5 protein-coding genes are annotated in these 5,334 nt (G+C 43.9%); 4 read left to right on the top strand and 1 reads right to left on the bottom strand.

Annotation, left to right across the window (positions count from 1 at the left end; all coding sequences use genetic code 11):
* From JXR81_02440 to JXR81_02425, 4 genes are all read left to right on the top strand, one after another.
* A partial coding sequence (locus tag JXR81_02440) for a hypothetical protein (protein MBN2753706.1) occupies positions 1-1,120 on the top strand: 1,120 nt, incomplete at its 5' end.
* Between the two features lie 12 nt (positions 1,121-1,132).
* Positions 1,133-2,611: an NADH-quinone oxidoreductase subunit C gene (locus JXR81_02435; protein MBN2753705.1), complete on the top strand. Its 1,479-nt coding sequence runs from the start codon at positions 1,133-1,135 to the stop codon at positions 2,609-2,611.
* 12 nt (positions 2,612-2,623) lie between these two features.
* Positions 2,624-3,382 carry an NADH:ubiquinone oxidoreductase gene (locus JXR81_02430; GenBank protein MBN2753704.1) on the top strand — a complete coding sequence of 253 codons (759 nt, stop codon included), beginning with the start codon at positions 2,624-2,626 and terminating at the stop codon, positions 3,380-3,382.
* Between the two features lie 64 nt (positions 3,383-3,446).
* On the top strand, positions 3,447-4,451 hold the full coding sequence (locus JXR81_02425) for a tetratricopeptide repeat protein (GenBank protein ID MBN2753703.1): 1,005 nt from the start codon (positions 3,447-3,449) through the stop codon (positions 4,449-4,451).
* Here JXR81_02425 and JXR81_02420 read toward each other — a convergent pair.
* Positions 4,437-5,093 (bottom strand): hypothetical protein, encoded by a 657-nt coding sequence (locus tag JXR81_02420; protein ID MBN2753702.1) that lies wholly within the window; start codon positions 5,091-5,093, stop codon positions 4,437-4,439. The two genes, JXR81_02425 and JXR81_02420, sit on opposite strands and share 15 nt — an antisense overlap.
* Positions 5,094-5,334 lie beyond the last annotated feature (241 nt).

The raw sequence follows: 5,334 nt of genomic DNA, 5'->3' as shown, positions 1-5,334 counted from the left end.
GATTGTTATATTTGCCGGCTCTATGGCGGCTTTTATAATGAGCGCGCACCTTGCCATTGCGTGGGTTTTTATTGAAGCCACCACTTTAGCCAGCACCTACCTTATATACTATTCAGGGACAAAAAATTCGCTGGAAGCTTCGTGGAAGTATATTTTTATCTGTTCTATCGGGATATCGCTTGCTTTTATAGGGATAGTGTTTCTGTCGCTGGCAACCGGAAACAATGGCACTCTTTTTTACTCTGATATGCTGCAAAACGCCGCGGCGATTGACGGATTCTGGCTTAAAATCGCTTTTGTATTTATACTGACCGGATTTGGCACAAAGGCGGGCCTTGCGCCTGTCCATGCGTGGCTGCCGGATGCCCATTCAGAAGCGCCTTCTCCTGTGTCGGCGATGCTGTCAGGCGCGCTTTTAAACACCGCAATGCTTGGAATCCTGCGTGTTTTTAAAGTCATGAAAATTGCCGGATATGAAGTTTTTGCCTCCGTCCTGATACTGGCAATGGGTTTTCTTTCGCTTGCCATAGCGGCGGTCTTTGTAATTAAGGCGAAAAATTATAAAAGGATGATGGCGTATTCATCCATAGAAAATATGGGTATTATAGCAATCGGCGCGGCTTTGGGCGGGTTTGGGGCAATAGCCGCGTTAATTCACACGTTTTCGCATTCTTTATTGAAATCCGCGTTCTTTATGACGGCCGGAAATATACTTAAAATTTACCACACAAAAATAATTTCAAAATCCAGCGGCCTTTTAAGAAAATCTCCCGTATTGGGATGGCTTTTTATTGTACTTTTCGCGGCGCTTTCTGCCGTGCCTCCGTCGCCTTCTTTTATAAGCGAATATATGATAGCGGCGGAGATGTTCAAAAGAGGCGGAATATTCATTCCGGCGGCGGTTGTATTTTTATTGCTTATAGTTTTTGTGGTTTACGGAATGGGAAAAACTGTTTTCTTTATGGCGTACGGAAAAGACGAATCGCCGGAAGAAAATGTCAGACTGCCGTTTATGCTTTATGTGCCCGTAATATTGCTTCTTGCCGCGGCAACAGGCGCGGCAGTGATAATGCCGCAGTTTTTAATTGATATTTTTAAAAACGCGATTGATTTCATGTAAGGGGATGTAAAAATGAATTTTCTCCGCATAAAAAGCCAGGCCGCCGTAAAAAGAGAACTGATTCCGGATATTGCCCCGGAAAAACTGTCCGCTGAAACCGCGCTTATGTGTAATGAAGGAAAGCGTATAGTAAGCCTTTTTGGCAGCCGTGAAGATGCGGGCGTCAGGGTATATTCCGTGCTTGCCGATGATGAAGCTTCTTCTTTGTATGTGTCGTCAGCCCTTGTCAAAGAAGGCGGCACGTACCCTTCAATAACTTCGCGGCTTTTTTCCGCGCAGCTTTTTGAAAGGGAAATTCACGAGGAGTTTGGAATAATTCCCGAAGGCCATCCATGGTTAAAGCCTGTAAGGTATCCCGGGCACGCCGCTGATAAAAATTTAAAAATGGAAGAGTATCCGTTTTTTATAATGGAAGGAAATCAGGTTCATGAAGTGGCGGTGGGCCCTGTGCACGCCGGCGTGATAGAACCCGGGCATTTCAGGTTTATGTGCACGGGAGAAAAAGTGCACCATCTGGAAATACAGCTTGGCTACCAGCACCGCGGCGTTGAAAAATTAATGAAAGAAAAAGATTCCGTGTTTTTATCCGAATCCACAGCCGGAGACACAGTCATAGGGCATTCACTGGCGTATTGCAGGGCCAAAGAAGCCTTATCCGGAACCGAAGTATCGGACAGCGCGGAAGCTGTAAGGGCTGTAATGCTTGAACTTGAAAGGGCGGGCGTGCATCTTGGCGATTTGTCAGCGCTTGCCGGCGATATAGCGTACCTTCCGGGCAACGCCGTATTCGGCGCTATAAGGACAATGATTATTAACACATCGCTTGCGATTTGCGGAAGCAGGTTCGGCAGGGGGATTATAAGGCCGGGCGGCGTTGTGTTTGGAATAGACGGGGATTTGCAGGAACAGGTTAACAACACGCTTGATGAATATGAAAAGAAAATTGACCTGACGTGCTCGGTTATGTTTGAAGCTTCAAGCGTGCTTTCCAGGATGCAGACAACCGGTGTGGTTGATAAAAAAACAGCGGAAGAAATTGGAATGACAGGTATGGCGGCAAGGGCGTCCGGTTATGAAGTGGACTGCCGCGCCGATCACCCTTTTGGCGCTTATACGCACGTTCCCGTTTACAAAAGGGGTATGAAAAACGGCGATGTTTTCGCGCGCGCGTATTTAAGATATGTTGAAATAAAACAGTCGTTTAAGCTTATAAGGGAGCTTATGGATTATAACCGTAATATAAACCTTATGGCTGACATGAAGCCGCAGCAGCCGTCAATGTTTGTTGTGTCCTTAACCGAAGGGTGGCGCGGGGAAATTTCGCACTGCGTTATGACCGATAAAGAAGGAAAGATTGAAAGGTATAAAATTAAAGACCCGTCATTTAATAACTGGCCGGCGCTGGCGCTTGCCGTGCGCGGCAACGGGATATCTGATTTTCCGCTGTGCAATAAAAGCTTTAATTTAAGCTACTGCGGATTTGATTTGTAATGGAGAGCGACGATGTTTGGAATAATTAAAGTCAGAATAATGCAGGGCGATCAGGCGATTCCTGACGTGAAAAAAGCGGTTTTAAATCCGGCTTTCCGCGGATTTCCCGTGATAAGCCCGGGATGCGGGCGGCTTTCTTTTGACGCGGACAAAATATGCCCGACGGGAGCCCTTAAAAATGACCCTGTGTCAATTGATATGGGAAAGTGCGTGTTTTGTGGGGAGTGCGGGCGCGCTTGTAAAAACGCGGAAATAGAAATGTCTTACTGCCACCATATATCAGCCGATTCGCGTGAAAAGTTAATCATAAAACCCGGCGACAAATATCTTGAATTTGAAGATGCGGCTGTTATGGCAAGGGCGGAAATTAAAAGGCTGTTCGGGCGTTCCTTAAAATTAAGGCAGGTATCAGCCGGCGGGTGCAACGGGTGTGAAATGGAATTAAACGCGTGTACAAACGTGAACTTTGATATGGGAAGGTTTGGGATAGACTTTGTGGCGTCCCCAAGGCACGCGGACGGTATAGTCATAACAGGGCCGGTAACAAAAAATATGGCGCCGGCGCTGGAAGATACCTATAAGGCCATTGCTTCTCCTAAAATCATTATAGCCGCGGGTACTTGCGCCATAAGCGGCGGTATATTTAAGGATTCCGAAGAACTTGACAGAAGTTTTTTTGACCGTCATAAAGTTGACCTTTATGTGCCGGGGTGCCAGGTGCACCCGCTTACTTTTGTAAACGGGGTGCTTAGATTTTTAGGGCATAAATAAAGGTTTTTTGTTAAAATGTTTTCTGACAGCGGAAAGTTTATACTCTAAAATTGGGGTGGGCAAAATGAAATTATTTAAGATGTCAGCGGTTTTGTTTGTGTTTGTTATGGCTTTGTCATCGGTATCTTTCGCAGAAACACCGGAAAGGTATTATGATATCGGAATGAAACTTTACAACGCGCGTAATTACTCCAAAGCGCTTTCTTATTTCACCAAAGCCGCCAAGGCGGATAAAACTAACCCTGAATATTTTCATATGATAGGAAATTGCTATGAGCAAATGGGGCAGCCGGCAAAAGCAAAGCCCTTTATAAACTTTGCGGCTAAGCTTGCAAAAACCCGCAGCGCTCTGGAATGGAAAAAAATCAGGGTGTCGCCTTACGCGGGATTTACAACGGTGGGAATGGCGGTTGTAAATGATTTTTTATTTGAAAATATAACATCTGACACAGCCGAAACCAGCAGATTTGGCGGCGGTTTTACGGCGGGCGTGGACGCGGGATATTCTTTTATTCAGGGGCTTTATACGGGGATAAAACTTGGTATTATCCTTCCTGCTAATGCAAAGTATTCGGATGAAAATTCTATACCGGGTATAACATATAAAACGGAAAATCAATATTCGGTATTAATGATACCTGTTATGCTTGGAGGGTCGTACGATTTAAAAATACCCAATACTCCCGTATCTGTCGGCGCGGGTATTTATGCGGGTTGGGGTTTTGCCTCAGGTTCTTTTATCGGGAATACAGAAGAAACAATAACAATTATGGGAATTACCACAAAAACAGATTATAAAAGCGACGCGGCGTTTGCCGGCGGTTGTTTTACCGCTGACATCAATGCTTTCAGTGAATATAAGATAAGCGATATGATTTCAGCCGGGCTTAATATCGGGTACAGGATAGCAAATGTAACAGAGATGAAGTATACCAAAGTCCCTGATGGCAGCCCTTATGAAACCGGCGATGTTGTTGAATACTGGGAATCCGGCTGGACAGAGACCAAACCGCTGCCTTTTGATTTTGGCGGGCTTATAATAACGGCAAAAGCTTCATTTTATTTCTGAAGCAATTGTCCTGTGAAGTGAATAAATAAAAGTTATTAATGACAGCAGCCAGCCGGCTGAAAAAATTATCCATGAAAAGTGCGACGGGTAAAGGCCTTTTGTTACATCGCCTGCTGACGCTATAAAAGAAAGAAAAACCATGACTCCGCCTGTTATTTCAAGCAGCCATATAATTTTAGTCTGATAAAACTTAACGCCGTGGTCAATGGACTTAATTATAATAATACCTGCAGTTATCATAGAAACTGAAATTATAACAGGGGCAAGTACTGGGCCTGTCCAGGGTACGGGAAGCAGGAAAAGAAGGTCGTATTCCATAATGGATGCCGGCCAGTTCAGCAGGATTTTTAATGAGGCGTAAAAAATGATATCCCATACTCCAAATATCACCATGAAATAAGCAAACCTTTGAAGGCGGGTTTTTCCCGCGATGCATGCCGCCGAAAATATCATAATTAAAGTGGCAAATTCACGCCAATATTCAGCGGCAATGACTCTGCCGGATAAAAGTTTTATGGGGAAAGCAAATCCCTGTGGGTACCACAATTCCCTAAGATAAACAACAACTGCCGCTTCCAGAAACCCAAAAGCCGCGGAAAAAAGAATCACATTAAAGAAATTATAATTTGCATTTTTGTTCATAATTATCTCCCTGCATAAATATAACATAAAATATTTTAGACGGCAAAAAAACTTTTATGATATTGAAATCCGGAAAAAAATTGGTATAATTTTAAAAGGTGGATATAAGGGAAAAACAATGTTTTAACTTTTACGAAAGGAGGGTATTTGTTTTTAGTTTTTAGGAATAAAAAAAACAGGGGAGAAAAAAATGAAAAAATCGTTATTGGTATTAATGGTAATTGTTCTTTTTTGCGGCACG

Source organism: Candidatus Goldiibacteriota bacterium (genome assembly GCA_016937715.1).
In the GTDB taxonomy this organism is placed as follows: Bacteria; Oederibacteriota; PGYV01; order PGYV01; family PGYV01; genus PGYV01.
The sequence above is the reverse complement of the archived record's forward strand: the minus strand, read 5'-3'. Positions and strand labels throughout refer to the sequence as shown.